Source organism: Marinobacter shengliensis (assembly GCF_003007715.1).
Taxonomy (GTDB): Bacteria; Pseudomonadota; Gammaproteobacteria; order Pseudomonadales; family Oleiphilaceae; genus Marinobacter; species Marinobacter shengliensis.
On sequence record NZ_PXNO01000007.1, the window covers coordinates 216,593 to 242,090 of the forward strand.

A 25,498-nucleotide genomic window follows, 5' to 3' on the forward strand; every position below is an offset into this window, starting at 1 on the left:
GCATAATAACGCCGGGGCCGGAAAGCCCTGAACCGGATAAAGGAGTCTTCCCCGTTGGCACTGTCAGAGCGACTGTCGCATTACCTCGCCCGTAAGGGTATCAGCTATCAGCAGATCGAAATTGCACCGGTAAGCAATCTCGATGCGGCGGTTCTTGCCTCTGGCAAGCCCCAGCATGATTTTATCCAGCCCACGCTGCTGATCGACATCAATGGTGTGGTCATGGCGGTGCATCGCTTCGACAGTACGTTGGATATGGACACCCTGCATCAGTTTACCGGGCGTCGCCTGCAGCCGCTGACCGCGCGCCAGACCGCGCGGCTGTTCGGTGACTGCGAGCCGGGCTTCGTGCCACCGGTCGGGAATGCCTGGGATCTGCCGGTGCTGATTGACGAAGATCTCACCACCGCCGACCAAGTGGTGTTCTCAGCTGGCACCAACGATACCCTGGTTGTGATGGATGGCCGCTCGTTCCGGTTGGCACTGGCGGGTGCCCGCGAAGGACACCTGGTTATCCGGGGGCAGGGTAATGGCTCCCGTGGCGCGCTGAGCCTCGACGAAGTGGCTGACAAACTGCAGAAACTCTATCGTCTTCCGCCCATGCCGGCGCTGGCGTTGCGGATTCTGCGCCTGACTGCCAATACGGAAGCCACCGCCAGAGAGCTGGCGGAACTGATTGAGTTTGACCCGAGCATGACGGCCCAGATCATGCGCTACGCACGGTCGGCACTGTTCAATTACCCTGGCCAGATCAACTCGGTTCAGGAGGCCGTTACCCGGGTGCTGGGGTTTGATCGGGTCGCCCATATTGCCATGGGTATTGCATCGGTGAGGGCTTTTGATGTGCCCAGGGGTGGAATGCTGGGCATGGATAATTTCTGGCGTCACTCACTTTACTGTGCCTTCCTGTGCCAAAGCCTGGCGGCGCGTTCGGGCCGGGATAAGGGGCTGGCGTATCTGTGCGGGCTGTTGCACAACTTTGGCCTGTTGCTGGTGGGGCACCTGTTTCCCTCTGAATTTCAGGAACTGAACGCTCTTCGGGAGATCAACCCTGAAGCAAGCATGCATTCACTGGAACAGGAAGTGTTTGGCCATAGCGAGCGCCAGGATATCCTGGCGGTTGGCCATGGCGCCATTGGCGGTATTCTGCATCGGCTCTGGCAACTGCCGGAACCTGTCATCAAGGCTGCAGGCATGCACCAGCACCCGGGTTACCATGGTGAGCATGAAGAGTATGTTTTGATGGTCCAACTGGCGAATGCCCTGCTGAAAGAGCAGGGTATTGGCGACGAGTTCAACCCGGATGATATCCCCGCACTGACAGAAGCGCTTGGCCTGGAGCCAGCAACACTGGCGCTGGTTCAGGAGGAAATCCAGGCCGTTGCAACCGACCTGGATGTGCTGGCGTCGTCGCTTGCATCCTGAGCAAAACGGCGTCAGGCTTCTGTGCCTGAAGCCCCCTGTGTTCCGGTAATTCCAACCATGATACGGAGGTCGACTTTCTCTGTCGGGGCGGACTTCGTATAATGCTGCCTCAATTTTGGGCAGGCGCGCCAGCAAGTGGGCCTGGAGGCCCTGAGAGGTTGTCGCAAAGGCGACGGTTTTTGCCGCAACTTTTCAAACGATAATATAAGACAACGGGAGCACAACGTTATGAGAATCATCATGTTAGGCGCGCCAGGCGCTGGAAAGGGTACTCAGGCTCAGTTCATTACCGAGCGTTTCGAGATCCCCCAGATCTCTACAGGCGACATGCTCCGTGCCGCCGTCAAGGCCGAGTCCGAGCTGGGCAAACAGGTCAAGGAAGTGATGGCCTCCGGTGGTCTGGTGTCTGACGATATCATCATCGCCCTGATCGATGAGCGTATTCAGCAGCCGGATTGCAAGAACGGTTTCCTGCTGGACGGCTTCCCACGCACCATTCCCCAGGCTGAAGCGCTGAAGAACCAGGGTATCGCCATCGATTACGTGGTGGAAATCGCCGTTGAAGACGAAGAAATTGTCAGCCGTCTGTCTGGCCGTCGCGTGCACGAGGGCAGTGGCCGTATCTATCACGTGAAATACGATCCACCCAAAGTAGAGGGCAAGGACGACGAGACCGGCGAGCCGTTGGTACAGCGTGAAGACGACAAGGAAGAAACCGTACGCAAACGCCTGAACATCTACCACGAGCAAACGGCGCCGCTGATTGGCTTCTACCAGGACTGGGCCAGCAAGGCACCTGCCGACGCGCCCAAGTACGTGCGCGTGGAAGGCATTGGTAGCCTGGACAGCATCCGCGACCAGATCCTGTCCCAGCTTAAGTAATCGAAACCGGAGTAGCCCGGGAGGCTTGATTCTGTGAAGCTTTTAGCACTGGATACGTCTTCTGAGGGCTGCTCCGCCGCTCTATGGCTGGATGGCCAGATCAGCGAGCGGTTTGAACTGGCCCCACGGGGCCACACCCGCCTTCTAATGCCCATGGTTCGCGAACTGCTCGCCGAACAGGGGCTTTCCCCGAACGATCTTGACGCCCTGGCTTTTGCCCGCGGCCCGGGCTCTTTCACCGGTTTGCGTATTGCGACCGGGGTTATCCAGGGGCTGGCCTGGGGGCTTAACTTACCGGTTGTGCCGGTGTCGTCGCTGTCGGCTGTCGCCCTGGACGCCATTGAACAGCACCAGTTGGCCGATGGTGAACACATTGCGGTGGCCTTTGATGCCCGTATGGGCGAAGTGTACTGGGGTACCTTCCTGTGTCAGCAGGGGTTGCCGGTGTTGATCGGCGAGGAGCGGGTCTGCCCGCCCGGGGCGGTGAGCCTGCCGGACTCAGACGTATCAGCGAACTGGACTGGTGCCGGCCAGGGCTGGACATTAAAGGGCGATATGCCCGAAGTGGTGGTCTGCCGGATCAGAGCGGTGGATGACACCCTGGTGCCCCGGGCCGCCATGGTGGCACGATTGGCAGAACAGGATTTTCGCCATGGCATCGCGGTGCCGGCGGAGCTGGCGCAGCCGGTCTATATCCGGGATGAAGTGGCCTGGAAGAAACTGCCCGGTCGTGCGTGAAAGGTCGTTTTCTGATCAGAAATGTTGCCGCCTGCCTTTCCAAGAGGCCCTGGTTCTTCCATAATGCAGCAACACACTTGAACCGTTTCTGTGGTTGCGCATTATGATCGGTGGTATTAATCCGGCCAATTCCTCCCTGATTCAAACGGGTAACAACAACCCGGCACGAGAGCGTACCGATGTCGCCAGGTCCCCGGCCGCTTCTCCCCAGGCCCCCGGCGCCGAGTCGGTTCGCCGTGACCTGAATGCGCCCCAGCAAAGCCGGGATACTGCTCCCGGTAACCAGACGGCTAGTGAAGCGACCGATCGTCGCGTTGAAGCCCGCAGGGCCGCTGAGGATGCCCGGCTTGAACGATTCCGCGCCGACGAGCTGCCTTTGCCAGCCTCAAGAGCGCTTTCGACCTTTGCCGGTGTGGCCGCCGCCGGGCAGGAATTCGAGGGTGGCTCGGTTATTTCCGGTATCGACATTCTCGTCTGATGCCAAACCCTTCCCATGATACTTGCCACTCCCTGACGGCGACCGTTGCCGTTGGTTGCAGCCCGCTGGGTGACCAGATGGCTGCACGACAGTTGGCGGAAGAGCTGGAGTTGCGTTGGCTGGGTATCGTCAAACCCAAACAGGTCCGGGAATTTCCGGTGCTGCTGTACATGGACGACGAAGGGCTTGCCCTCCAGTTGACCGGCAAAGGGGCGCCAGGACCGGTGCGGGCGGAGTTTGTGACCGGCAAAATGGGCTACCGTCGAGAGCATGGCGGCGGTACCGGCCAGTTGGTGGCCCGGGCGGTTGGTTTGCAGAAAACCAGGGCCCAGCTGCACGTACTGGATGCCACTGCCGGCCTCGGCCAGGATGCTTTCGTGCTTGCCAGCCTGGGTTGCCGGTTAACCCTGCTGGAGCGAAACCCGGTGATCCATGCCTTGCTGGCAGATGGCCTGGCAAGGGCCGCACTGAATATCGATTGCGCGCCCCTGGTGGCGCACATGCAGCTTGAAGCCGGCAGTTCCATTGACTGGCTTGAGAGCGCCGGCAAGGATGCGGCGGATGTGGTGTATCTGGACCCGATGTTCCCCCACCGGGACAAAGCCGCCCTGGTCAAAAAGGAAATGCAGGTGTTCCGGCAGGTTGTGGGAGACGATGACGATTCTGAACAGCTGCTTGCCGCAGCCCTGGCCTGTGCCCGTTACCGGGTGGTTGTGAAACGCCCCCGGAAGGCGCCCGCGGTGGCGGGGCCGGAGCCCACTACGCGGCTGGAAGGTAAAAGCAGCCGATACGATATCTATTCCATCAAGGCGCTGCCGGCCTGAGATAACCCGGGCCGGCCCGCCTCAAAGACTTACGCATCCAGCATGGTGACCTGCTGAATGGCTTGTCTTTTCTCAACGCTCAATACCAGCCGGGCATCTTCGGCCACCTCATCCAGACCTTCTCCGTAACAAAGCAGGCCGTTGTCATCGGTGGTCAGCACGCCGGTTTTTTGCATATTGGCGATGAAGTTCCGGAACAGGGTTTTGTCGAAGAACTCCGGCGCATTAAGGCCAAACAGGATAGACATCCGCTCGGCCAGCAGCGTGCTTTGCTCTTCCAGTTCCGCCGCGGTCAGTTTGCCCGAACCATACTTGCGGAGAATGCCCAGGGTAATGTGGTAGCGCTCCAGGGTCTGGATGATAAACCGGGACAGGATGCGGGCCCGCAGCATGGCTTCGGTGCCTTCTTCGGGGCGGCCCAGGCGCTCGTCATCCAGTTGGATAACCAAGCCCTGATCAATCAGCACGTCGATCCACTTGTTAATAACCGATTCCACTTCATCCTGACCGAATTTCAGGAACAGTTCGGACTGCAGGTAAGGGTAGGCAACACTGGTAAGGAACAGAACCTTGTCTCTGCGCAGGCTGGTTTTGTTCTCGAACAGGCTGACAATCAGCGCCGGCAGTGCAAACAGGTGCTGGATGTTGTTGCGGTAGTAAGTCATCAGAATGGCGTTGGCGCCTTCCAGGGCAATGATATCGCCCAGTTTCTGGGGTTGGCGGGTGATCAGCCCCATGTTCTCACAGTAAGCAACCCATTCCCGCGCAGAACCCTCTGGCAAGGTGACGGTGTTGGCGTACGGGTAGGCCCTGAGCAAGTGGGCATACTGGTCCATCAGCCTGATCAGCTGCCCCTCATCCATGGCCAGGCGCTCGGTGCCCAGTAAAACCGTGGCGGTCATGCCAATCGGGTTGACCGCCACCGAAGCGTTGATGTTGCTGGCTACCCGCTTGGACAGTTCATCCACGGCCTCGGTGAGCCACGTAGGCCGGTACTCGGCGTCGTAAGCCTCGCTGCGCCAGCTTTCATGGACTTCGTCCAGAACATCGGCCAGTGGTATGGCGTCACCAAAGTTCACCGCTACCCGGCCGAACGAGTTGGTCAGTTTCCGGGCCGTCTTGGCCAGGCCGAAGACGCTCTCCTTTTGTTTCTTCTTGCCGCGCAGCTCGCCCAGGTAGGAGCGGCCCTCCATCACTTTCTCATAACCGATGTAAACCGGCACGAAGACGATGGGTTTGCGGTGATCCCGCAGGAAACTGCGCACCGTCATCGACAGCATGCCCGGACGTGGTGGCAGCATGCGCCCGGTGCGGGAGCGGCCGCCCTCGACAAAGTATTCCACCGAGTAGCCGCGGGTGAACATCACGTGCATGTATTCGTTGAAAACCGTGGCGTACAGCGGGTTATCCCGAAAGCTGCGGCGCATGAAGAAAGCTCCGCCCCTGCGCAGGATAGGGCCAACAACAGGCATGTTCAGGTTGATGCCGGCGGCAATGTGGGGCGGCATCAGGCCGTTCTTGTACAGCACGTAGGACAGCAACAGGTAATCGATGTGCGAACGATGGCAGGGAACATAGACCACGGCATGGTCCTGGGCGACTTCCTTGGCCACCTTGATGTTGTTGACGGCGATGCCGTTGTAGATGCGGTTCCAGAGCCAGGCCAGCGCCAGTTCCAGGAACCGGATGGTCACGATGGACATGCTGGCGGCAATTTCGTCCGCGTACTTGTAGGCTTTGGCGCGAACCTTTTCAGGCGGGATGTCGTCTTTGGCGGCGGTTTCCCTTATCGCTTCCTTGACAGCCTGGGTGCGCACCAGGCCTTCCACCAGGGTACGGCGGTGAGACAGGTCAGGCCCCAGCACCGCCTGGCGAACCCGGCGGAAATGGGTGCGCAGAATACGTGCGAGTTTCCGCTTGGCTTTTTCTTCGTTGTTCCGGTATTCGTCGACCACCTGCTTGAGTGACAGGGGCTGGTTAAACTGCACATAGGTGTTGCGACCATGCACCAGAATGATCAGGAACTTCTGCAGCCGCCCGGCAACCGACCAGGTGTCTGACAACAACAGCTTGACCAGGGATTTCTCTTTATCCGGAGAACGGCCCCAAAACAATGAGACAGGAACAATCTGTACGTCCTGTTCGGGATGCTCCAGGCCAAACTGCACGAGGCCGGTGAACTCTTTGGTGGGAACCGGGGTTTGCCGACCTCCGCTGAACGGCCCGCCAATGCGTTTGTACAGATAGAAAAAGGAGTGGGCCGGCCCGTTTTTTACGGGCAGGCTGTCGGTTGCGCCGGGCAGTCGGGCATGGATGACCTCTTGCTCCAGCACCAGGCGGCTGGACAACGAGCTGTATTGGAGCACATAGCACACCGGTTTGTCCGGATCGAGCCCCAGGGCCTCCAGGGTATTGCCGCTGACATCGGTCCTGACCCATAAAAACAGGATCTTGCGGAAAAGAGACAGGATCAGGCTGCGAATGCCCTGATAAAGTCGCATAAGATGTTACTCCGGTACTGGAAACAGGCGCCAAGTTTAACGGGTTGAGGCGGGTGCGGAAAGCGGTATACAGATTCTTGGTAGTGATTGTGATGTGTTACATTGCCGCTCAGACAAACGGTTGCTGATAAGGCAAAAGCATGGTGAGCAAAAGCGAGCAGTGGTTGCCGGGCTGGCATGAGGACGCCCCAGTGCAGGGGGACCTGCTTCTGGCGTTTTCCGGAAACAATGTCCTTAAGCCGGATAACGGCTGGTTGTTGGCCTGGGGCGGTCCGGAAATGGGCGACAGTCGCCCGGAGGCCCTTGCGCTGGGTACCTGGAATGGCCGGCGTCTGTTTGTTTGTACCTTGCCAGACTCCGGGCTACCTGGCGCCCAGTTGGTTACCTTGAGGGACGCCCTGCTGGTGTCACCCGACGCGCCTGCAGATTTGCTCAGTACCGGCTTCCAGGTATTGCAGTGGTGGCAGGATCACCGCTTTTGCGGTCGCTGTGGAGAGCGAACCGAGTCACATCCCCGGGAGCGGGCTCGCTGGTGCAGCCGTTGCAATATTCCCTGGTATCCCCGAATCGCACCCTGTGTGATTGTGGTTATCCGGCGCGGCAGCCAGTTCCTGCTGGCGAGGTCTTCCAGGGTGACCCGGAATTTCTACAGCCTGATTGCCGGTTTTGTCGAGCCAGGGGAAAGCCTTGAGCAGGCCGTGGCCCGGGAAGTAAAAGAAGAGACCGGATTGGACGTTGGCAACATCCGCTACCGGAGTTCCCAACCCTGGCCTTTTCCCCATCAGATGATGGTGGGCTTTTTTGCCGATTTTCAGGGTGGTGAACTCAGCCTGCAGGAAGATGAGCTGGCGGATGCCGGCTGGTTCAGTGCCGACGATCATCCACCCATTCCGCCCGATACCACCATTGCCGGCCGCCTGATCAGTGCCATGAAACAGGAAATTGCCGAGAACGGGAGCGATGCCGGATGATGGCCGGGGCGTCTCCTCGGGTGCTGGTATTCGATTCCGGGGTTGGCGGGCTCAGCGTGGCTGCCCGAATTCACCAGTCGCTTCCCGGTGCGGACCTGGTGTATCTGGCGGACAACGCTGGTTTTCCCTACGGCGGTCAGAGCGAACAGGTGGTGATTGAGCGCTGCTGCTCTCTGATCCGGCAAAGTCTGCAACAGTCGCCTTGTGACATCATCGTGGTGGCCTGCAACACCGCCAGCACGGTGGTGCTTCCGCACCTGCGGGCCATGACGGAGCTGCCGGTTGTGGGTGTGGTGCCAGCTATCAAGCCCGCCGCCGCCTGCACCGTAAATGGTCGGGTTGGGCTACTGGCAACGCCGGCAACGGTACAGCGACCCTATCTGGACAAGCTCATTGCCGAGTTTGCCAGTGACTGCGACGTGGTGCGGCTTGGCCACCCTGGGCTCGTGTGCTGGGCAGAGCAGCTGGTGCAAGGCGCAGAACCGCCCCAGGCAGAACTGGATGCGGCTATGGCGCCACTGCGTGAGGCGGGTGTCGATACCGTAGTGCTCGGCTGTACTCACTATCCGCTGTTGTTACCCTGGCTCCGGAAAAGCCTGCCGGAGGTCACTGCATGGGTGGATTCCGGTGACGCCATCGCTCGCCGGGTCGCCTTTTTGCTGGGTGAATCCGGGCGTTTGGCGGCAGCGGAAACCCCCAGAGCGGATACCGGTGGCGTGGTGTCAGAGGCCCGCTTCACCGGGGACGCCCCGCCGGATGTTGCCCTGTTCATGGCCGAAATGGGGATTTCAGTGGCGCGGGTCTGTGAGCATTGGCCCGGCGCTACAACAGCCGGGTCAGCTTGAACATGGCGAGGAATTCCAGAGCCGGAATAGCGCGTTTATGGCAGCAGTAGGTTTTGAAGTTGTCACCCCGGAAGCGGGATTTGGTGAACTCCAGGCCTTTGAAGTTGTATAGGAAATTGCCTTTCTCGTAGATGCCGTGCATCAAACGTTTCAGTAATCGGCTTTCCTGGTGTTCGGTGGCCTGGTCCAGCGATAGCGGAATCAGGCCCAGGTCCAGGAAGGGCACACCTTCGGCCTTGAAGGTGTCCATGGCGTGGGCCATCAGGGTGTAGAAAATGCCCTGTCGAAAATCGGCGTTGGCGCGGGAGATATTCGGTACGTAACTGATGATCTCGTTGTTGCGGTAGATCGGATCAAAATAGATGAAGCCCACCGCCTTGCCGTCCTGGTAGGCGTAAAAGTGTCGCTCGTTTTCCCGGTAGTCCATTTCCATGGGGCGAATCAGGAAGCGGATCTCGTTGCTCTTGCATTTGCGGGTGCGTATCCAGGCCTCGGAGATTTCTCGGGTGTGGTCGTCACTGAACCGCTCCATGACCGTAATGCCACTCTTCTCAGCCTGATTCAGTGCAGTGCGCAGAATCTGCTTTTTCTTGCCGGTCAGAGACCAGGACTTGAGATCAATCCGGGATTCGCAGCCAAACTGGGTGCCATACAGGCCGAAGCGAAGGTGTAGAAAATCCACCACCGATTTCGAAACCTGGATGTAGCAGGCGTTGGGAAAGGTCTGCTGGAACTTCTCCAGCATGGCGGGGAAATGCTCGGGTGCGCTCACTGGATCTGACAGGACAAAGGTACCGCCCCATTTGCGCATATAGGCAATGTAGCCCATACCCGGCACATCAAAATACTGCATGCCCGGCTGCAGGGTTGAGAACGACTGAGAGTGCTGACCGTATTTCTTGAGGTAGTTGACGCGCTCGGCGAAGCTGAACTGGCCGTCTGCCAGTTCCCTGATGTTGTCGAGGGCAAGAATCTGATCTGACATGATGAAGCTCCCGGTAACCTGTTGTTATTTTGAGTCGGAAGAGATTCAGGCTTGCTTGCGGCCAAGAATCGACCAGTAGCAATCCATGTTCAGAAGTTTGAAATGCTTTTTCTCGGTAACCTGAAGGCCCAGGCGCTGCATGTGTTCCGGGTAGTTGTAGATCTTGTGGAAGGCGTTGTTGGCAAACAGCCAGAAGATGAACACCGCCATGTACCAGTAAAGCTTCTTGAACATGCGGGAGAGGATGTTGCCGGTCGGGTAGCAGAAGTCACCAACCACCACGCTGGCGTCAGCCTTGCCCAGGCGAATCAGGTGTTCCAGCACTTTCACCATCATGTCTTCGTCAAACACGTTGAGGAAAAAGTTCGCCACTACCATGTCGTACTGCTCGAACTCGTTCACCTTCATAATGTCGCTGTGAATGCGGCGGATGGTCAGGTTCGGCGCTTCTTTCTGCTGGGCATCGGCAAACTTGCGGAGCATGGTTTCAGACAAGTCGACCACGGTCACATCGGCGCCCAGTTCGGCGGCGCGGATGGCGTCCCGGCCGTGCCCAACGCCGGCAAACAGGATGCGGTCACCGGGTTTGACGGTTTCCACGTCGAGCATGGCGGTTTTACAGCGGTGAATGTTCTTGCCGCTGTACAGGTTGCTCAGAAAGTCATAGACGGGGCCGATGTACTTGTACTTGTCGCGCATGATGACTGCTGCCTTCTTCTTGTTCGCTGGTTGAACGTCACCGTTATTGTGATTGTGATTCCGACAGCCTGTCGGACAGTCCGGTGATCGGTTACTGATAACCTGAGCTTAGAGAAGGGGTGGGTTCAAAGATGTGCAGTACTGCGCAATTCCAGATACACAAAGTAACGTATCGAAACACTTTGCAAACCGGGTCAATGTTTTAGTTAGGAGTGTCCTACAATCGAAAACCGGTTATCCGGTGTGGGCGAAGGCCAGGCCATCGCGGGTCAGCAGCCGGTCAATATCGGCCGCTGGTCGGGCGGGGCCGTAGAAGAATCCCTGCACCTGATGGCAGCCCAGGCTTGTCAGGTAGTTGAGCTGGTCGTCTGTTTCCACGCCCTCTGCGACGATCTCCAGTTTCAGGCCGTGGGCCATGGCAACGATGGCGTTCACTATGCAGGCGCCGTCCTCTCCGCTGCGAATGGCCCTGACAAAGGATTGATCCACTTTCAGGGTGTGGATGGGCAACCGGTGCAAATAGTTGAGGGAGGAGTAGCCGGTGCCGAAGTCGTCAATGGCGATGCGTACACCGCAATCCGCCAGTTCTTTCAGTTTCCGTCTGATCTGTTCCAGATCGTTCATGATCACGTTCTCGGTGATCTCGATTTCCAGATTGCCGGCAGGAAAACGATGGGACTGGACCTGCTCCAGCAATGTCTCGACAAAGCGCGGATGCTCTACCTGGCTGGGTGACAGGTTGACCGCCAGGCGCAGGTTCGGATGCCCGCTGTTGATCCAGTGTCCTACGTCTCTGCAGGCCTGGTCCAGCACCCGCTCACTGAGCTTGCCGATTAGCCGGGTTTCTTCCGCCAGTGGCAGGAAGTCGCCCGGATAGATCAGCCCCCGTTCCGGATGTTGCCAGCGCACCAGAGCCTCCAGCCCCACCACCTGGTTGGACTTGGAGCAGACTTGAGGCTGGTAGAACACCCTGAGTTCGTCCCGCTCCAGGGCCAGCCGTAAATCCCGTTCAAGGCTGAGCCGGTTGGCGGTATTGATGCTCATGCTGTCGGAATAGAAACGATAGCCATCTTTACCGCGGGCTTTGACGTGATACATGGCAATATCCGCGTTCTGGATCAGCTGGTCCATGGAGTTTCCAGCATCCGGGAACACTGCGATGCCAATACTGACCCCCACAAAGACTTCATGGTTACCCAGCTGGAAAGGATCTTTCAGGGTCTGTATCAGTTTTCTGGCAATGCCCCGGGCGTCTTCCGGGCTGTTTACCGAGGGCAGCAGCAGGGTGAATTCGTCACCGCCGAAGCGCGACAGGGTGTCGCCACGCCGCAGGCACTTCTCCAGCCTGTGGGTGACGGCCTGCAGCAGGCGGTCACCCATGGCGTGGCCCAGGGTGTCGTTGACCACTTTGAACCGATCCAGATCCAGGAACATAACCGCCAGTTTTTGCTTGGCCCGCCGAGCCTGGGTGATGGCCAGCTCCAGGCGATCTTTGAACAGGGCCCGGTTGGGCAGTCGGGTGAGCAGGTCGTGGTAGGCCTGGAAGTTGATGAACGCTTCCGCCTCCTTGCGTTCAGTGACATCCCGGGCGATGCCGTAATAACGGGCCGGCTGGGCTGTCGAGCCGCCACGGGTGTCGCCGGTCTGGGGCCAGGTTTGCGGGTCTACCGGGAAGGCAGTGATTTCGAAATGCCGGGTTGCCTTGCTGCTGCCGCGGGTTTTAAGCCGCACTTCCAGCGTTCTGGGGTTATCCACCGAGATGTCCGGCCCCTGAAGGGCGTAGGTGCCCCTGGCCACGTCCCGGTCGTCCAGAATGTGCCCGAAATGACGACCGCAGAGCTCCGAAGGCTGATAGCCCAGCAGGCTTTCCACCTTGTTGTTGATGAAACAGATATGACCGGTTTTATCGAGCATGAATACGATATCCGGTGAGCTGTTGACGATGTAGCGGTGCAGGGCTTCGGATTTTTCCAGCCGGGTCTGGATCATTTCGTGGGCTTTGATCAGAGACTGTTTGCCCAGTACGCCCTCAACCGTGGTCAGCAGTTCCTCGGGATCAAACGGCTTGCGTATGTAGTCCAGGGCTCCCCGGCGCAATGCCCGGCTGACGGTACCGAAAGATCCTTCGCCGCTGACCACAACCACACCGCAATCCGGCTGGTGGCTGGCTATGCGCTCCATCACCGCAAAACCATCGGTGTCGGGCATGTTGAGGTCGAGCAGTGCCAGGTCAAAGGCCTTGCTGGCCAGTTGTTCACAAGCCTGTTTTCCGCCATTGGCTTCGGTTACCTCGAAACCTCGGCCTCTCAGTAATTTGGCCAGGCTGGCCAGGAGGCGTGGTTCGTCATCGGCTATCAGAATCCTGGCCGGTTCGGACCCATGGAAGGGCTGCTTGCTCTGCTCTAATGCCATTGGTCTGCTTCCGCTAATTCGTCAGTCGGTACCATGCTTGTAGTGGCCTGCCGCCGGGAGCAGAATCCGGAAGGTAGTGCCTTCCTGCCCCGTGTGACAAGCGATGATGCCCTCCATGTCATCAATCAGCTGCTTGACAATGCTCAGGCCAAGGCCGCTGTGGCCCTGGCCCTTCAAACTGTTTACCGGTGCAAACAGGTTGCGCCTGACGGCCTCGGGAATGCCGGGGCCATTATCGGTAATTTGCAATTCAACCCAGCGGCGCTGGTTCTGGAATATTGGTGCTGCTGTACTCAAGGAAATCTCGCCACTGCCGGGCTCCAGGCTCTCAACGGCGTTGCGGATCAGATTGATGATGATCTGCCGGACGGCAGAGGCGCTGCCCTGCACCTGGGTGTCCTCACGGCACGGCCTCAGTTTGAGGGTGCGGTCGTTGCCGTTGAACAGGCTGTCCTGAAGGATGCGGGCAAGGCTTTCAAGCTCCCGGTTCAGGTCTGTACCGCTGGTAGTGCCGGGCGCATCGCCGGTGCTGATTTGCAGCAACAGATAGCCTGCCCGATCCAGTTCCTCCTGAATTATGTCGAGTTCTTCCTGGACGGTCTCATCATGCATCCGGGCACGAAGCTGGAAAATGTACTGTTTGATGATGGTCAGGGGGTTACTGACTTCATGTACCTGGCGACGTATCCGGTCGTGGGCGATCTGGCTGTCGACGCCTGGCCCTTCGGTTGTCTGACCTTCAATCAGCTGCGTAAGCTCGTGGATGAACAGCCGAACCAGCTGGGTAGTGACCTCCATTGATTCGGAGTCGGTGCCCAGGGCAAAGATCCCGTGTTTTTGCCCACCCTGCTGAACAGGAATCGCCAGGAGAGACGGCGTTCTCAGAATGGCCAGCAGTTGCCGGTCAAGTACGCTGGGCTCACGTTCGTTCAGGCTGACCAGAGTGCCGCCGTTCCACGCATCGGTCAGGACGCTGCCGCCAGGCTGGGGCGACAGGCGCAGGTCCGGAAGGTTGGTGCCGGTACCGGAAAGCAGCCTGAGCTCCTCTGCCTCGGGGCCAAAGCACAGGGCCGGCAGTCCGGTCAGGACGCCCAGACTGCTGACGGTACTGGCGATCAGATCGCACGGGGTCGTGCTGTCTGTGGCTCGCAGCTCAAGGGTTTTGCTGGCGATCGCCTGGTGTATCAGGGTTTGCCTGAGCTGCCGGGCGCCTTCCTCACTCTGGTAGGCGGTGTCCAGAGGAATTCCGAAGGAGGCCGCCATGGTGGCTACTTCTTCGTTGATTCTGTCGCAGATTTCCCGTGTCAGGTCTTCCTGCAACCCAAAGATCGTTCCTGCAGCAGCAATGCCCGCTGAGTCTGAGAGGGCAAGCCGGGTCGACAGGCTGATCAGTTTCACCAGGTGGCTGGCGTCCCGGAGCTGGGTTGGTAGCGACTGCTGATATCGCATGGCGTCTGCCGCCAACGGTCCTAACCCCCATACGGTTACAAAATGGGCGGCAATCTCATTCTGGTGGTTGAGGATGTCCTGTTTGCGTTCCTGGGGCTGGGTCTTGATGGCGATCAGTTCACCAATGTTGTGAACCATGCCAAGCAGGAACGCTTCTTCAGGGCTTGGGTAGCGTGTCAGTGTGGCCAGGGCCCGGGCGGTCAGGGCTGTGGTCAGAGAGTGGCGCCAGAAATCCCTCAGTTGCTGCCACTCGTCGCCGCCGAGTTCAAATAGCAATTGTCGCAATGCCGATGTCAGCAGCAGGGTCTGGAAGCGGCGGGTGCCCAGGCGAAGCAGTGCCTGCTCAACGGAGCGGATGGGAGGATTACTTCTGTACAGCGCGGAGTTGGCCAATGACAGAAGTCGGGCGACGAGTGCGGTGTCCGTGGCGACAATCTGACTGATCTCGCGGTAACTGTCTCCGGCATGACATGCTTTCAGCGCCCGCAGGGTTACCTCCGGCAGGCTCGGTAGTTGAAGATCAGCTGCAATATCCATCGCATTAGTCATCGCGCGCCCTTTGTCCTTGCTCCGCGTCATTATGTTTGCGGGGCAAGGTTCCCTGTTCTGTATCAGAGTTTTATGACAGGGTGTTCATTCTTCTTATAAGTCAGTGAGCTTAGACAATAATCCACCCGTGTTAAACCTTTATTGCTGATTTTTTAAGCAGGGTATTTCAAGTCTGTGATATGTGTACCCTTTTTACAGGTTAAAATGTCGCTTATAGTGACAAGCCTATGGATTCGTCTGTTTTCGGTTGCTCAAGCTACGAGGGAAGGCAAAAGTTGCGCCAACCAAGAACCATCGCGGTAACAGGCGGTAAAGGTGGAGTGGGAAAGACCACCGTTGCCGTCAATCTGGCGCTTGCCCTGGCCAAAGCCGGGCAGAAAGTGCTGTTGCTGGACGCGGACACAGACCTTGCCAACGTGAGTCTTTTGGTGGGGCTTTATCCGGAACGCACGCTTGCCGATGTGATCGCCGGCCAGTGTGGTCTGGCTGATGCCATTCTGCAAACCCACTATGGGCTGGACATTGTTCCAGGTGCCTCCGGGGTTCAGTCGTGTATGGAGATGACCCGCGAAGACAGCCTGAAGCTCCTGAAGTCGCTGCATGAGCTGGAGCATTGTTACGATTATGTGATTATTGACACGGCATCAGGGCTGCAGACTGTAGGTCTTCATATGATCGCAGCGGCAGAGTTGGCCTGTGTGGTTGTAACCCCGGACCCAGCCTCACTCACCGATGCTTTCTCCCTAATGAAAGTTCTCAAGCGCCGAGGTTACAGGCGCAAGCCGTCCGTGATCGTCAACATGGCACAAGGCGCCAGCCAGGCACGATCGGTGTTCCAGCGTCTGAACGGTGCCTGCCAGCGGCATCTGCAGTGGACATTGCATTACCTGGGGGCACTTTGGCGGGATGAAACGCTTCGGCAGTCCGTGCTCATTCAACACCCGGTGACCCTGCTGCCCACCTCTGACCCCTCCTGCCGGCAGTTTCACACCCTGGCGGAAATGCTCAATGTTCACCTGGCGGCACTGCCTCGGCGCAAAGCCGGTATAGCGGCTTACTGGCATCAGGCCGCGCGCCGGCAAGCCGGGCAGGCTGAAGCCGCCATTCCCGGCGGTGAATCCGTTGGCGAGCAATGTCGGGCCCTGGTCCGGCAGTTGGAAAAATTGCTGGCAGCAAAGCCGGACGATGCCATGCTCCGGTATGACGCATTTACCCGCCTTTTTGCACTGTTGGGGCGCAACCCTGATGCCGATACCGTGGAGATCGTACAAACCGGGTTGGCATCAATGAAATGGGAGCATCTGCGCCAGGTAGACCGGGATAGGCTGGCGGCCCACCTGCGGCACCTGGCCGATGATCTGGCGTCACCCTCGGCTAAGCCGGAGCCTGCTGTATTGCCTCAAGGGGTGGAGGGACCACTGTACGATCGAGTCAGTTTTGGCGAGCAGGATCAATTACTTCGGGTGCTGCGAGAGAAACCATCGGATGTTTCCCTGGATGACATCTTGCGCTCACTGGCAGGCAGAGATCCCACCCGGTCATGAACGAGCCAAGAGTATGTGCCCAGTTGCTGGTCATTTTTTTAGGGATTTATGTGTCGTAATTTTGCAGTCTGTCACCGCCCTGTAACGGTCACTGTGCAAGAATTGACCGAAATCGTGGCCCGCATTATGCAGGCAGCTCTGACAGGCGGATGCAAAACGGATGCATACATGTCGGGGCAAAGGAAACCGGCCCCCCGCGACTTTTGACCGGCGTTGATCGCTGGTGACATCGATCTCAGAGAAGGAGTTCTACCATGGCAAACCAGCAAGTGAATCAAAAAGAGTCTTCGTCGAAGGTGCTCGGGCAGCTCCGCGGCAAGCGGGTGCTGATTACCGGAACCACCGGCTTCCTGGGAAAGGTGGTTCTGGAGAAGCTGATCAGGTCCGTCCCGGACATTGGTGGCATTTACTTGCTGATTCGGGGCAATAAACGTCATCCTGATGCCCGCAGTCGCTTTGATAATGAGATTGCCACGTCATCGGTATTTGATCGCTTGAGAAGTGTCGATGCGGACTGGTTTGAAACCTTCCTCGAAGAGCGGGTTCATTGCATCACCGGTGAAGTGACGGAACCTTGTTTCGGTATGGGTGAGGTCGCCTGGCAGAAACTGGCCGGAGAACTGGATGCCGTGATCAACTCTGCTGCCAGCGTGAACTTCCGGGAGGAGCTGGACAAAGCCCTGACCATCAACACCCTGTGTCTTGAGAATATCGCCGGGCTGGCCCGGCAGAATGCGGAGCTGGCAGTTCTTCAGGTGTCTACCTGCTATGTTAACGGCATGAATTCCGGGCCGGTTACCGAATCGGTGATCAAGCCCGCAGGTGAGTCAGTTCCCCGCTCAAGCGAGGGGTATTACGAGATTGAAGAGCTGGTGCAATTACTGCAAGACAAGATTGCCGATGTTCGCGCCCGTTACTCCGGTAAAACCCTTGAAAAGAAATTGGTGGACCTGGGTATTCGGGAAGCAAACCGCTACGGCTGGAGCGACACCTATACCTTTACCAAGTGGTTGGGCGAACAACTGTTGATGAAGGCGCTGAACGGCCGCAGCCTGACCATTGTTCGGCCCTCCATCATTGAAAGTGCCCTGGAAGAGCCTGCCCCTGGCTGGATTGAAGGCGTCAAGGTGGCGGATGCCATTATCCTGGCCTATGCCCGGGAGAAGGTGACCCTGTTCCCGGGTAAGCGCTCGGGTGTGATTGATGTCATTCCGGTGGATCTGGTGGCCAATGCGATTGTTTTGTCGCTTTCCGAGGCCCTGGCAGAACCTGGTCGGCGCAGGATCTACCAGTGCTGCAGTGGCAGCTCCAATCCGGTCTCACTGGGGCAGTTCATCGACCACCTGATGGCGGAATCCAAAGCCAATTACGCCGCCTACGATCATCTGTTCTACCGGCAGCCCAGCAAGCCGTTCATTGCGGTTAACCGAACCCTGTTTGACCTGGTGGTCAGCGGTGTGCGCCTGCCCCTGAGTGTGACGGACAAGGTATTGAAGTTGTTGGGTAATTCCCGTGACCTGAAAATGCTCAAGAATCTGGATACCACCCAGTCACTGGCCACTATTTTTGGTTTTTACACAGCCCCGGATTACATCTTCCACAACGATGAACTGCAGGCGTTGTCTGCCAGAATGGGTGAGGTCGACAAGGGGCTTTTCCCGGTGGATGCACGCCAAATTGATTGGGAAGTCTATCTGCGCAAGATTCACCTGGCGGGTTTGAACCGCTATGCCCTGAAAGAAAGAAAGGTCTACAGTCTCCGGGCTTCCAAGCAGCGCAAAAAAGCTGCCTGATCATCCTTCCTGGGTCCGGCCAGCGGCCGGGCCTGTTCTCCCCACGTCATGTTTTGCCATTCCCCGATCTGCAACTATTCTTGATAAAGCCGCTGTTAAAGCTGCTAAACCCTGCCTTGATCGACGCATTGCTGAACAGGTTAGCCCGAAAATGGCGGTAGGTTAGGACGTTAGTCTAATTCATTGTGCGGTGGCACACATGTTGAACTACATGCATCTGTCTTAAGGGCAAAAATCGCCCGACCACCCTGAATTTAAAAACCGACAATGACAACAGACTCTGATTAAGGGGGAGCACAATGACTGATAAACAGGTATATCCGGTGAGTCCGGAAGTTGCCGAGCGTGCACTGGTCAGCAAAGAGCAATATGAACAAATGTATCGCCAGTCCGTAGAAGACCCGGATACGTTCTGGGGTGAGCACGGCAAGCGCCTTGACTGGATCAAGCCCTACAGCAAGGTCAAGAATAGCACCTACGATTACAACAACCTGTCCATCAAATGGTTTGAAGACGGTGTGCTGAACGCCTCCGCCAACTGTCTGGACCGCCACCTGGAGAAACGCGGCGATCAGACGGCCATCATTTTTGAAGGCGACGATCCTTCGGTATCCCGTAACGTTACCTACCGGGAGCTTTACGAAGAGACCTGCAAGTTTGCCAATGCGCTCAAAGCCCAGGGCGTAAAGAAAGGTGATGTGGTCACCATCTACATGCCAATGATTGTGCAGACCGCGGTCGCCATGCTGGCCTGTGCCCGGATCGGTGCGATTCACTCGGTGGTGTTCGGTGGCTTCTCCCCGGAAGCGCTCGCTGCCCGGGTTGTGAACGGCAAATCCCGTTTTGTGATTACCGCTGATGAAGGTTTGCGCGGTGGCCGTGCCATCCCGCTGAAGAAGAATGTTGACCACGCGCTCAAGCACGAGGAAGACGCCAAGGTCGACAAGGTGATCGTGGTTACCCACACTGGCAACAAAGAGGTCCCCTGGACCGAAGGCCGTGACGTTCGTTACGAAGATCTGATCAAGGATGCGCCGGCAGAATGTAAGCCGGAGCCGATGAACGCGGAAGACCCGCTGTTCATGCTCTACACCTCCGGTTCCACCGGTGCGCCGAAGGGCGTTCTGCACACCACTGGCGGTTACATGGTCTATGCCTCCATGACCCACGAGTATGTGTTCGACTACCACGACGGTGACGTTTACTGGTGTACCGCCGACTTCGGTTGGGTAACAGGTCACAGCTACATTCTGTATGGCCCGCTGGCCAATGGCGCCATCACCCTGCTGTTTGAAGGTGTGCCCAACTACCCGGACAGCTCCCGCATGGGCCAGGTTGTCGACAAGCACAAGGTCAACATCCTGTACACCGCGCCCACCGCCATCCGTGCGCTGATGGCCCAGGGTGAGTCCTGTATGGACGGCACTAACCGCGAAAGCCTCAAACTCTTGGGTTCGGTGGGTGAGCCGATCAACCCGGAGGCGTGGGAGTGGTACCACCGGGTCATTGGTAACAGCAAGTGCCCGATTGTGGACACCTGGTGGCAGACCGAGACCGGCGGCATTCTGATTTCTCCGCTGCCTGGTGCGGTCGACCTGAAGCCGGGTTCCGCCACCAAGCCGTTCTTCGGCGTTCAGCCGGCATTGGTGGATAACGAAGGCAACATCCTGGAAGGTAAGACCGAGGGTAACCTGGTCATCCTGGACAGCTGGCCGGGTCAGATGCGCACCATTTACGGTGATCACGAGCGGTTCATCCAGACCTACTTCAGCACCTACAAAGGCATGTACTTCACCGGCGACGGTGCCCGTCGCGATGAAGACGGCTACTACTGGATCACTGGCCGTGTGGATGACGTTCTGAATGTGTCCGGCCACCGCCTGGGTACTGCCGAGGTTGAGAGTGCTCTGGTGGCTCATGACAAGGTGGCCGAGGCTGCGGTGGTTGGCTACCCCCATGAAATCAAGGGGCAGGGCATCTACGTGTACGTGACCCTGGTACAGGGTGAGGAGCCATCGGACGAGCTGAAGAAGGAGCTGGTTCAGTGGGTTCGTAAAGAAATTGGCCCGATTGCGTCTCCGGATGTGATTCAATGGGCGCCTGGACTGCCGAAGACTCGTTCTGGCAAGATTATGCGCAGGATTTTGCGTAAGATTGCTGCTAACGAGCACGATCAGTTGGGTGATACGTCTACCCTGGCTGATCCGGGCGTAGTGGATGATCTGATCAGCAGCCGGGCGTTCCAGTAACGCCGGCGGTTGACAGCCCTAACCTGTGAGGAATCTGTTGAATGACACAAACAATTATCGTCGCTGATGATCACCCGTTGTTTCGGGCTGCATTGAAACAAGCGGTCAATCAGGCGGTGCCGGATGTCGAGACTGTAGAGGTCGACAGCATCAAGTCACTGCAGGCGGCGGTAGAGTCGCACCCGGATGCAGACCTGATCCTGCTGGATCTGAATATGCCGGGTGCCCATGGTTTCTCGGGGCTGGTGTTCATGCGAGGCCAGTATCCGGGGTTGCCGGTGGTGGTTGTGTCTGGCTCCGAAGACTTGCAGGCCATGCGTCGCTCGATTGACTACGGTGCCTCCGGGTTTATTCCCAAGAGTGCACCGCTGCCAACCATTACCCTGGCCATTCAGGCGGTGCTGGAGGGCGATGTCTGGCTGCCTGAGGGCATAGCCGACAAGATTGAGCGGATGCAGTCTGAATCCACCGATTTCTCGGAGCGCCTGGCGTCTTTGACGCCGCAGCAGTTCCGGGTGTTGGGGATGCTGGCTGAGGGGCTTCTGAACAAGCAGATTGCTTATGATCTGGATGTGTCTGAGGCTACCATCAAGGCGCACATCACGGCGGTGTTCCGCAAGCTGGGTGTTCGTAACCGGACTCAGGCGGTGATTGCCATTCAGCAGATGGAGCTTGATCCTTCGGAGCAGTCGCTCTCGGGGGGCTGAGATTCAGCTTTTAGCAGATGTATTGAGAACGGGCGCCTTCGGGCGCCCGTTTTTTTGTTCTCGAGTTTTGGTGGAGGGGAGAAGGTTGGAGGGCTTTTCTGAAACACGCTGTGAATACGTCCGTGTACGCTCCGCTCCGCCATCCATGGCTCCGCAGGGTTTCAGAAAAGCCCTCCAACCTTCTCCCCCGTAGTCCGGCAGTGAATTTAGAGTACATATGTAACCCCCTATGTCTGGAATGATTAACAAAAATCCGCTGTAGCCATTGTTTAGTTGATTTTCTTGTTATAAATTCGGCGCACACATGTACGCTGTAAATTTATTATTGTCGAAATTCAACTAAGCAAAGGTGCAAAATGAACGCAGCAGTGAAACCGGGAGCGGCGGAGGCCGTGGTGTATGGTAAGCCGGACGAGCGGGAGCTTCGGGACCGGATGAAGAAGGAGCTGCCCGCTGATACGTTCAAGGCCCAGACCTGGCGGGTTATCTGGTTCTTGCCTCTGCAGGCCGTTATCTGGGGTGGGCTGGCGGCGATTCTGATGGCGGGGTTGCCGTGGTATGCCAATCTTGGCCTGGCGTTGCTGGTGGGGCATACCATTGGTTGCCAGGCTTTGTTGGCTCATGAGGTGTTGCACGGGGCATTGGGCATGAGCCGGCGTTGGCAGAATTTTTTTGGCTGGCTGGGGTTTGGTCCGTTGATGGTGCCACCGGAGTTCTGGCGTAAGTGGCACAACGTGGTGCATCACGGTAATACCAACACCGGCGACACAGATCCGGACAGCTTCGGCACGCTGCGCCGCTATAAAACCAATCCCGGGCAGAAGAAGTTTCACAAGCTGGCGCCGGGTTCAGGCACCTGGTACAGCTATCTGTTCCTGACCTATTCGTTCACTTTTCACGCCCAACTGGTGCTGTGGATTCAGGCGAAACACCGAAAGCAGTTCAAGGGCTTTAACCGCAATCTGGCCATTGCTCAGGTGTTTCTGTGTCTGGCGTTGTGGGTTGCTTTGGCGGTTGTCTCGGGCCCGCTGGCGGTGTTCACGGTGCTGATTCCGTTCATGACGGCCAATGCCTTGGGGCAGGGCTATATCCTGACCAATCACTTCCTGCGGCCGCAAACGCCCACGAACAATCCGTTGGATAACTCCATGAGCCTGCGCAGCAACCCGGTTCTGGACCGTTTGCATTTCCGGTTCAGTCATCACATCGAACACCATTTCTTCCCGAAGATGGCCCACAACATGGCGCCGCGGGTTCGGAAGTGGTTGGAGGAGAATGAGCCTGAGCGTTACATGGCGATGCCTCATGGTAAGGCTCTGAAAATGCTCTACACCACGCCTCGGGTTTACAAGTCCGCCACGGAGCTTGTGGACCCCAATAATGAGAGTCGAGTGTTTGATTTGCTGCCTTTGCAATCAAAATACTCGGCAGCGAACCGATCCCGTTAACGAACAAAGCAACCAATAAAGGTGTATCTCCGACAGATTCCGGTAGATGGCGAGATCAAGGTATTGATCGCAGAGCAATAATCCTTGAGAGTCCGCATGGCGGGAACTATATTGGCGGTCTGTTCTAAAGGAAAGTCGGAGATGTTCACCCCTCACCAAAGCACCTATTTTGCCCACTGGCTAACCCAATCCGGCAAAATCGAAAACCAGGTCTCCAGGGCCATGGCCTCCGCCCGTGTGGATATGAACCCGCACCAGATTGACGCCGCCTGCTTTGCTCTTAAATCGCCATTGGAGCAAGGGGTGCTGCTGGCTGACGAAGTAGGTCTGGGTAAGACAATAGAGGCCAGCCTGGTGATGGCACAGAAATGGGCGGAGAACAAGCGCAACATCCTATTGATTGTGCCCGCCTCATTGCGGAAGCAGTGGAGCCAGGAGCTCGGCGATAAGTTTGAGCTGCCATCCGTGATCATTGATGGCAAAGTCGCTGCAAACCTCAAAAAAGAAGGAAAAATCAATCCGTTCGATCAGAATGAGCGGATAGTTATCTGCTCGTATGAATACGCGGCTCGACAGCGTGACTATGTGCGATTGGTTAGCTGGAACCTTGTTGTCTTCGATGAAGCCCACAAACTACGGAACCTCTATCAGACTAATGGCAGCAAGAGGGCAAAAGCGCTGGTGGAGGCCACCGAATTCGCAGAAAGCCGGGTCCTGCTATCGGCGACACCGATCCAGAATAACCTCCTGGAACTCTATGGCCTGAGTCAGGTCATAGACCCTCATTTTTTTGGTGATGAAAAGTCGTTTCGGGCGCTCTACGTAAACCGGCAGCGCGATGAGAAGGCTCTGGAAGATCTCAAACGTCGCATTCGTCCATTATGCCACCGAACTCTCCGGCGCCAGGTTCAGGAGGAGGGCGGTATCAACTTCACCAACCGCTATTCCATCACTCAAGATTTCACACCATTGCCGGAAGAATGGGTGTTGTATCAAAAACTGTCCCAGTATTTGCAGCGGCCAGATAACGAGGCGATTAACCCCCGTGCTCGCCATTTGGTGAGTATGGGTTTGCGCAAAATTTTGGCCTCGTCGTCTTTTGCCGTAGCCGACACGCTCAAGGGCATGATTGAACGCCTTGAACAGCAGCAACGGCTTGATGAGGAGGCGCTCTCTGATATCGAAGAAATCGACGATTGGGCAGAGTCTCAAAACCAAGAGGGCGAGGGGAGCAATGAGGAGGCCAGCAACGACGAGTCAGCTGGGGCTTCAAGCAAACTGAGCCAGGAAATCGCCCAACTTAGTGAGTTTCGCGACCTTGCCAAGAGTATTACCAGCAACGCCAAGGGGCAGGCCCTGCTCGCAGTGCTGGAAAAAGCCCTTACCATGACAGAGCGCCTTGGTGGGCAACGTAAAGCGGTGGTGTTTACCGAGTCTTGCAGAACTCAGCAATACCTTCAGGAGCTTCTGGAAACTGGAGGATACGCTGGGAGAACGGTGTTGCTGAATGGCTCCAATAACGACCCTCGCTCCAAGGCAGTCTATCAGGCATGGATGGAGGAGCATAAAGGGTCAGCTCGTATCAGCGGCTCGAAAGCCGCCGATATGAAAGCTGCGCTGGTGGATCAATTTCGCAGCAACAAAGCCGACATTCTTATTTCTACCGAAGCCGGCGGTGAAGGTATCAACCTTCAGTTCTGTTCCGTACTGATCAACTATGATCTCCCATGGAATCCCCAGAAAGTAGAGCAGCGCATCGGTAGAGTTCATCGGTATGGCCAGAAGAACGACGTGGTGGTGGTTAACTTCGTAAACCGCAAAAATCCGGCCGATCGTCGCGTATTTCAGCTTCTTGATGAAAAACTCAAATTGTTTGAGGGTGTTTTTGGTGCTTCCGATGAAGTGCTCGGAGCCATTGAAGGCAGCATCGACATTGAGCGCCGTATTTACGAGATCTATCAGAAATGCCGCACGGATCAAGAAATTGAGTACCAGTTCGATCAGTTGCAACAGTCTCTGGAGGAGACGCTGGCTGCGAGAGAGACGGCTGCCCGTGAGGCCTTACTGAATAACTTTGATCGCGATGTGGTATCAGCTCTGAAAACCCGCCGTGACCAAAGCAAGGATTTCTTGCAGGAGTACGAGCAGGTGCTTATGGACCTGGCGCGAGCTGAGTTGCCGGAGGCCAGGTTTAACACCAACCACTTCTACCTAAATAAACAGCGCTACGACCTGAGCTGGCCGTTGGCGGAGCAAAACGACTCCGAGTTTTTCCGGTTACAGGCTACCGAGCATTATCTGGCCTGGGACCTGGTGCACAGGGCCAAGGCCCGTAACCCGGAGCCAGCGCATCTGGTGTTTCATTATGATCAGCTTCATGGCCAGTATGCGGCGCTTAAGGACTATATCGGCCAGTCGGGTACGCTCACTTCTTTTGAAGTACGGTTCACCTACAACAAGGGGCGAACCCAGAACACCCGACTGGTGGTTCTTGCACAAACGAGTGACGGCCGCAGACTGACACTTGAGAATGCAGACCACTTGATGTCAATACCGGCCCGTGAAGAGCCTCTCAGTGACGCCATTCCGGAGCGGCACTTCGCCGAGTGGCAGGCGCAGGTTGTGGAAGAAGCCGAAGCCGAAACAGAAGCGGAGTTGGATCAGTATCTGGAGCAGGAATCCGAGAAGCTTGAACGCTGGGCGCAGGACCGCAGGAAAGCGCTCATGGCCACTGTGGATGAGCTAGACGAGCAAATACGGGGCTATAAAAAAGAGGCGAGACAACTGGCGTCGACAGCGGAAAAAATCCAGGCCAAGAAAGAACTTCGCAAACTGGAGCGCAAGCGCGACGATGCTCTGGCAGAATACCACCAATCCAAAAAAGCCATCGAGCAAGAGGAAGACCGCCTGTTGGACGAAGTGAGCGAAAAACTGGAATTGACCTGCGAGATCAAAGAGCTGTTTACCGCCCGCTGGACGCTCACCCACTGAATAGAGGC

The 25,498-nt window shown here is 57.2% G+C and carries 18 protein-coding genes; 13 read left to right on the forward strand and 5 right to left on the reverse strand.

The window, feature by feature from the left end:
* The first annotated feature begins 54 nt into the window (after positions 1-54).
* From C7H10_RS02225 to C7H10_RS02245, 5 genes are all read left to right on the forward strand, one after another.
* Entirely contained in the window at positions 55-1,425 is a 1,371-nt protein-coding gene (locus C7H10_RS02225) for an HDOD domain-containing protein (RefSeq protein ID WP_058091708.1), read from the forward strand.
* 228 nt (positions 1,426-1,653) lie between these two features.
* Entirely contained in the window at positions 1,654-2,307 is a 654-nt protein-coding gene (gene adk, locus C7H10_RS02230) for an adenylate kinase (RefSeq protein WP_061332267.1), read from the forward strand.
* A gap of 33 nt (positions 2,308-2,340) precedes the next feature.
* Positions 2,341-3,045, forward strand: coding sequence for a tRNA (adenosine(37)-N6)-threonylcarbamoyltransferase complex dimerization subunit type 1 TsaB (gene tsaB, locus C7H10_RS02235; RefSeq protein WP_106693534.1), 705 nt, complete (start codon positions 2,341-2,343; stop codon positions 3,043-3,045).
* Positions 3,046-3,148: 103 nt separating this feature from the next.
* Positions 3,149-3,523, forward strand: a complete 375-nt coding sequence (locus C7H10_RS02240; RefSeq protein WP_061332265.1) for a hypothetical protein — start codon at positions 3,149-3,151, stop codon at positions 3,521-3,523.
* Positions 3,523-4,347 (forward strand): class I SAM-dependent methyltransferase, encoded by an 825-nt coding sequence (locus tag C7H10_RS02245; protein WP_106693536.1) that lies wholly within the window; start codon positions 3,523-3,525, stop codon positions 4,345-4,347. The genes C7H10_RS02240 and C7H10_RS02245 overlap by 1 nt, the downstream gene beginning before the upstream one ends.
* A 29-nt stretch (positions 4,348-4,376) precedes the next feature.
* On the opposite strand, the gene plsB is transcribed toward C7H10_RS02245, so the two are convergent.
* Positions 4,377-6,848, reverse strand: coding sequence for a glycerol-3-phosphate 1-O-acyltransferase PlsB (gene plsB, locus C7H10_RS02250; protein ID WP_106693537.1), 2,472 nt, complete (start codon positions 6,846-6,848; stop codon positions 4,377-4,379).
* 140 nt (positions 6,849-6,988) lie between these two features.
* Between plsB and nudC the strand changes: the two genes are divergently transcribed.
* Positions 6,989-7,819 (forward strand): NAD(+) diphosphatase, encoded by an 831-nt coding sequence (gene nudC, locus C7H10_RS02255; protein ID WP_061332262.1) that lies wholly within the window; start codon positions 6,989-6,991, stop codon positions 7,817-7,819.
* On the forward strand, positions 7,819-8,664 hold the full coding sequence (gene murI / locus C7H10_RS02260) for a glutamate racemase (RefSeq protein WP_425269107.1): 846 nt from the start codon (positions 7,819-7,821) through the stop codon (positions 8,662-8,664). Before nudC ends, murI begins: the two co-directional genes overlap by 1 nt.
* Here murI and C7H10_RS02265 read toward each other — a convergent pair.
* From C7H10_RS02265 to C7H10_RS02280, 4 genes are all read right to left on the reverse strand, one after another.
* A complete protein-coding gene (locus C7H10_RS02265; protein WP_061332260.1) occupies positions 8,642-9,649 on the reverse strand; it encodes a DUF2156 domain-containing protein in 1,008 nt (335 codons plus the stop codon). The genes murI and C7H10_RS02265 overlap by 23 nt on opposite strands.
* A gap of 45 nt (positions 9,650-9,694) precedes the next feature.
* The gene (locus tag C7H10_RS02270) at positions 9,695-10,348 is read right to left on the reverse strand and encodes a class I SAM-dependent methyltransferase (RefSeq protein ID WP_061332259.1); all 654 of its coding nucleotides are present in this window, start codon (positions 10,346-10,348) and stop codon (positions 9,695-9,697) included.
* Between the two features lie 234 nt (positions 10,349-10,582).
* Positions 10,583-12,760, reverse strand: coding sequence for an EAL domain-containing protein (locus tag C7H10_RS02275; RefSeq protein WP_106693540.1), 2,178 nt, complete (start codon positions 12,758-12,760; stop codon positions 10,583-10,585).
* 21 nt (positions 12,761-12,781) lie between these two features.
* On the reverse strand, positions 12,782-14,758 hold the full coding sequence (locus C7H10_RS02280) for an HDOD domain-containing protein (protein ID WP_244178158.1): 1,977 nt from the start codon (positions 14,756-14,758) through the stop codon (positions 12,782-12,784).
* A gap of 227 nt (positions 14,759-14,985) precedes the next feature.
* On the opposite strand from C7H10_RS02280, the gene C7H10_RS02285 reads away from it, so the two are divergent.
* The 6 genes from C7H10_RS02285 (at position 14,986) to C7H10_RS02310 (ending at position 25,490) form a co-directional block, all read left to right on the forward strand.
* Positions 14,986-16,302 carry a MinD/ParA family ATP-binding protein gene (locus C7H10_RS02285; protein ID WP_106693542.1) on the forward strand — a complete coding sequence of 439 codons (1,317 nt, stop codon included), beginning with the start codon at positions 14,986-14,988 and terminating at the stop codon, positions 16,300-16,302.
* Positions 16,303-16,556: 254 nt separating this feature from the next.
* Positions 16,557-18,095, forward strand: coding sequence for a fatty acyl-CoA reductase (locus C7H10_RS02290; RefSeq protein ID WP_106693544.1), 1,539 nt, complete (start codon positions 16,557-16,559; stop codon positions 18,093-18,095).
* A gap of 299 nt (positions 18,096-18,394) precedes the next feature.
* Positions 18,395-20,344, forward strand: coding sequence for an acetate--CoA ligase (gene acs, locus C7H10_RS02295; protein ID WP_106693545.1), 1,950 nt, complete (start codon positions 18,395-18,397; stop codon positions 20,342-20,344).
* A 41-nt stretch (positions 20,345-20,385) separates the two neighbouring features.
* Entirely contained in the window at positions 20,386-21,051 is a 666-nt protein-coding gene (locus C7H10_RS02300; RefSeq protein WP_058090659.1) for a LuxR C-terminal-related transcriptional regulator, read from the forward strand.
* A 356-nt stretch (positions 21,052-21,407) separates the two neighbouring features.
* On the forward strand, positions 21,408-22,499 hold the full coding sequence (locus tag C7H10_RS02305) for a fatty acid desaturase family protein (protein WP_106693546.1): 1,092 nt from the start codon (positions 21,408-21,410) through the stop codon (positions 22,497-22,499).
* Between the two features lie 141 nt (positions 22,500-22,640).
* On the forward strand, positions 22,641-25,490 hold the full coding sequence (locus C7H10_RS02310; protein WP_167392865.1) for an SNF2-related protein: 2,850 nt from the start codon (positions 22,641-22,643) through the stop codon (positions 25,488-25,490).
* The last annotated feature ends 8 nt before the right edge of the window (positions 25,491-25,498 follow it).

What these genes read in the sequence shown, in the direction of transcription:
- C7H10_RS02270 (WP_061332259.1), bottom strand. Translation starts at nt 10,348, where the DNA reads ATGCGCGACAAGTACAAGTACATCGGCCCCGTCTATGACTTTCTGAGC.
- C7H10_RS02240 (WP_061332265.1), top strand. Translation starts at nt 3,149, where the DNA reads ATGATCGGTGGTATTAATCCGGCCAATTCCTCCCTGATTCAAACGGGT.
- adk (WP_061332267.1), top strand. Translation starts at nt 1,654, where the DNA reads ATGAGAATCATCATGTTAGGCGCGCCAGGCGCTGGAAAGGGTACTCAG.
- nudC (WP_061332262.1), top strand. Translation starts at nt 6,989, where the DNA reads ATGGTGAGCAAAAGCGAGCAGTGGTTGCCGGGCTGGCATGAGGACGCC.
- C7H10_RS02300 (WP_058090659.1), top strand. Translation starts at nt 20,386, where the DNA reads ATGACACAAACAATTATCGTCGCTGATGATCACCCGTTGTTTCGGGCT.
- C7H10_RS02245 (WP_106693536.1), top strand. Translation starts at nt 3,523, where the DNA reads ATGCCAAACCCTTCCCATGATACTTGCCACTCCCTGACGGCGACCGTT.
- C7H10_RS02305 (WP_106693546.1), top strand. Translation starts at nt 21,408, where the DNA reads ATGAACGCAGCAGTGAAACCGGGAGCGGCGGAGGCCGTGGTGTATGGT.
- acs (WP_106693545.1), top strand. Translation starts at nt 18,395, where the DNA reads ATGACTGATAAACAGGTATATCCGGTGAGTCCGGAAGTTGCCGAGCGT.
- C7H10_RS02290 (WP_106693544.1), top strand. Translation starts at nt 16,557, where the DNA reads ATGGCAAACCAGCAAGTGAATCAAAAAGAGTCTTCGTCGAAGGTGCTC.
- C7H10_RS02310 (WP_167392865.1), top strand. Translation starts at nt 22,641, where the DNA reads ATGTTCACCCCTCACCAAAGCACCTATTTTGCCCACTGGCTAACCCAA.
- C7H10_RS02280 (WP_244178158.1), bottom strand. Translation starts at nt 14,758, where the DNA reads ATGACTAATGCGATGGATATTGCAGCTGATCTTCAACTACCGAGCCTG.
- C7H10_RS02275 (WP_106693540.1), bottom strand. Translation starts at nt 12,760, where the DNA reads ATGGCATTAGAGCAGAGCAAGCAGCCCTTCCATGGGTCCGAACCGGCC.
- C7H10_RS02265 (WP_061332260.1), bottom strand. Translation starts at nt 9,649, where the DNA reads ATGTCAGATCAGATTCTTGCCCTCGACAACATCAGGGAACTGGCAGAC.
- C7H10_RS02285 (WP_106693542.1), top strand. Translation starts at nt 14,986, where the DNA reads ATGGATTCGTCTGTTTTCGGTTGCTCAAGCTACGAGGGAAGGCAAAAG.
- plsB (WP_106693537.1), bottom strand. Translation starts at nt 6,848, where the DNA reads ATGCGACTTTATCAGGGCATTCGCAGCCTGATCCTGTCTCTTTTCCGC.
- murI (WP_425269107.1), top strand. Translation starts at nt 7,819, where the DNA reads ATGGCCGGGGCGTCTCCTCGGGTGCTGGTATTCGATTCCGGGGTTGGC.